General features: G+C 36.5%; 2 protein-coding genes, 1 tRNA gene and 1 pseudogene. 3 read left to right on the forward strand and 1 reads right to left on the reverse strand.

Going from position 1 to position 3114, the window contains the following annotated elements:
- Positions 1-182: 182 nt before the first annotated feature.
- Positions 183-908: a hypothetical protein gene (locus F6K18_RS35845; RefSeq protein ID WP_287528112.1), complete on the reverse strand. Its 726-nt coding sequence runs from the start codon at positions 906-908 to the stop codon at positions 183-185.
- Between the two features lie 73 nt (positions 909-981).
- Between F6K18_RS35845 and F6K18_RS35850 the strand changes: the two genes are divergently transcribed.
- The 3 genes and pseudogenes from F6K18_RS35850 to F6K18_RS35860 form a co-directional block, all read left to right on the forward strand.
- Entirely contained in the window at positions 982-1533 is a 552-nt protein-coding gene (locus tag F6K18_RS35850) for a GNAT family N-acetyltransferase (protein ID WP_124146087.1), read from the forward strand.
- A gap of 401 nt (positions 1534-1934) precedes the next feature.
- A tRNA-Pro gene (locus tag F6K18_RS35855) sits at positions 1935-2008 on the forward strand.
- A gap of 899 nt (positions 2009-2907) precedes the next feature.
- Positions 2908-3114, forward strand: a pseudogene (locus F6K18_RS35860) (transposase); the annotation flags it as partial.

Raw genomic sequence — 3114 nt, forward strand, 5'->3', positions numbered from 1 at the left:
TCCCATGGACGACGAGCCGTCGAGTCTGTTTCGTCTAGGCTTTGATTATCTGCGCTCTATTTTCACTAATCTTGACCACAAATTTGACGCTTTTCTCGACTCACTCCACTTTTTGTCCTGTACTTAGGTCCTAATTATTAATTATTAATTATTAATTATTAATTATTAATTATTAATTATTATTAGTATCTTTCTCCCATTAATCTTTGTCGCATACCTTCAGCAATTTTTTGGCCTAAGTATTCTGGAATCAAGCTTTCATTTGGCCCCAAAAGATAAAGAATAAGACGAGTTCGCCCACGCCAAACTAATAGGTTGGCGTTAACTACTAACAAATCTTCTTGCCAGATGGCATACATAACTTTATAGAATAGACCTGGTTGATTATCTGCTTCAATCAATAGTGCTGGTAGATGAAATACAGGATCGACATAAAATTCTGTCGCTACTTCTTCTAAACCACTATCTAAATTAAATTCTACAGCTAACATTTCTTCTACCTCGAAACGGCCTGCCAGTGATTCTTGGATGGCGCGACAAACATTTTCTGAGGTTTTCTCTGTCAGTGCTTTGCCCCCCCGAGATATTACTAATTTGATAAAGACCAACATCGGTGGGTAAATTTGTCCATAAAGACTGAGGCTATGAATAGTTAGTCCATAGGCAGCTAAGACCCCAAAAAGATCACTGAGCAAAAATGATTGATTTCGGTAGGTAAAGTGCAGGGCACTTTTGCTGCCTTCTGGTTTTAGTTCTATTACAGCTTGTTTACTTTTATACAGTTGATATGCTAACTTCAAATTTTGCAGTTGGATATCACTACTTACAAATTGCTCATAAAACTGTGGAAACGCTCGGTTGAAGCGCTTTAGCAGTTCTAGTGTTGATGATTTTAAACCCGGAGCCATAATCGAAGAGAGGGAACGGGATATATACTATCTAATAATGTCATCCAACTTCTACTAACTTAACCACGCCTGCATGGGTTTTTGGAAAAATTTGTTTAGCGGCTCTGAGCCAACATCTCACCCTCAAAATCCAGATTATGAGGGATACACTACTATTGGGGAAGGAAAGGCTTCTTCTCAAGCTGTTCGTTCACCTAATAGAAGTAATGGACGTATATTTTTTAGTACAGATCGAGACATAGATATATATGAACTTGAAGAACTCTGTAATGCTGTTGGTTGGTCTCGCCGCCCATTACGCAAAGTAAAAAAGGCCATTCAACATAGTTTTCTTGTTGTCTCTATGTGGCAGATGCGAGGCAGTCAAAAAAGACTGATTGGCTTTGCCAGAGCAACATCAGACCATGCTTTTAATGCCACTCTTTGGGATGTAGTTGTTCATCCTGATGTCCAAGGTAAGGGCTTGGGGAAAGCATTGATGAAGTACATCATCAAAAAACTTCGTAGCGAGGATATCAGCAATATCACCTTATTTGCTGACCCTCATGTTGTTGATTTTTACCACAATTTAGGTTTTATCTCTGACCCAGAGGGAATTAAAGGAATGTTCTGGTATCCAGATTAGCTGTTTTTGGTTGGATCAAAATTATGATTAACCAAATAATATTCTAATAAATCTAGAATTTAGATTTTTTTAGCATGGGCATTTTTCTCACTTTTAACTTATTTAAATGTATGCAGAATGTATTATTAGTTAGTCAAGAAGGTTTATATGGGTAGCTTAAAGGCCTTAATTAGTATCTAAGTTTTGAGGATACTTTAAATTTGTCCCCTGTAAAAACTCAATTGGTATATTATTTCTAGTGCGATGCTCCTGTAGAATCTAAAATCTAGAGATAATGATTCAAGGATTTTTGTTCCTAAAAATTTCCTGAATATATGGGCAAATTTGTTTGGTGTAAAATTTTTTTTGAATTTTTTTGCACAACTTGTGAAAATTGAGCTATAATAAATTTATAGTTCAGCCGGGATGTAGCGCAGTTTGGTAGCGCGCCTGCTTTGGGAGCAGGATGTCGCAGGTTCAAATCCTGTCATCCCGATAATTACAGAATTACAAATAAATTAGGTATAAACATTTAAAACCTTACCCTGAAGCACAGAAATTTAAATAAAACTTTTTTAGGCATCTTGTCTACCCCGGCTATACCTTGCTGAGATGAAATCTTCTAATCTTCTAAAGTTTAGCTCTACTTATCTAGTGGTCTTTAGACATTTTCTCTGATATAAAGTAGCTGTTTGCGTAGCATGACCTAGGAACAGTCAGTCCAGGCAAGGGAAAAAAGTCAAAGCCATAAAAATGGCTAAAATCCTTATCGCTACTAGATTTATACCTTTTTGATCTCAAAACCTCTGTTTGTATAGATTTAAGGACTTTTTTTGCCTGATTTTTGTCTATAGCAGGGAATAATAAATTGGTAACAGTGGGAAAAACATTTTCCCTTATTGGGATCATCATCTGCATAAGTCCTAATCTACTAACTATTGCTATAAATCCCAATAGACATCTCCAGAAAAGAGGGAATAGGGAATAGGGAATAGGGAATAGGTATGGAGGGGGAAATAACTGATAATTTCTGTACGATAATTGATTTGATTTTGGATTTTTACCAGATGTCTAATAGTTAGTAGATATAGCAATGTGCGCTGGCATATTTACACATTATTTTTTGTACACCTTTTCTAGAGTGCACTTTGAGCTGGACATTGTAAATACCTGAGCGCTCATTGCTATAAATTTTCAAAAGTCACTAGGCTAATATTCTAGTGAGCTAAGTCCGGCTTATCAAATAGATTTATAACTTTTCGCTGTTCCCTGGTCTCTATTTTCAATCATATACTATGTTCCTTAGGGCGTGTCATCAATAAAAATTTGACATTGAGAGTATAGTATGCTTATGGTTAAGCGTCCAGAATCAAAAAAAATCAGAGCTTCTCTAACATAACTAAACGCTATGGTTTACGAGATTATCAATGGGAAAGAATCAAAAACCTACTACCAGGACGTGAAGGAACTGTAGGAAGGACAGCAAGAGACAATCGCCTATTTGTGGAAGCAGTTTTATATCGCTCTTGAGCTGGAATTCCCTGGAGAGACTTACCAGAACGATTTGGAGATTTTCGTGTTGTCCATACTCGTTTTAGTCGT

Source organism: Okeania sp. SIO2C2 (assembly GCF_010692625.1).
Taxonomy (GTDB): Bacteria; Cyanobacteriota; Cyanobacteriia; order Cyanobacteriales; family Microcoleaceae; genus Okeania; species Okeania hirsuta.

What these genes read in the sequence shown, in the direction of transcription:
- F6K18_RS35845 (WP_287528112.1), bottom strand. Translation starts at nt 908, where the DNA reads ATGGCTCCGGGTTTAAAATCATCAACACTAGAACTGCTAAAGCGCTTC.
- F6K18_RS35850 (WP_124146087.1), top strand. Translation starts at nt 982, where the DNA reads ATGGGTTTTTGGAAAAATTTGTTTAGCGGCTCTGAGCCAACATCTCAC.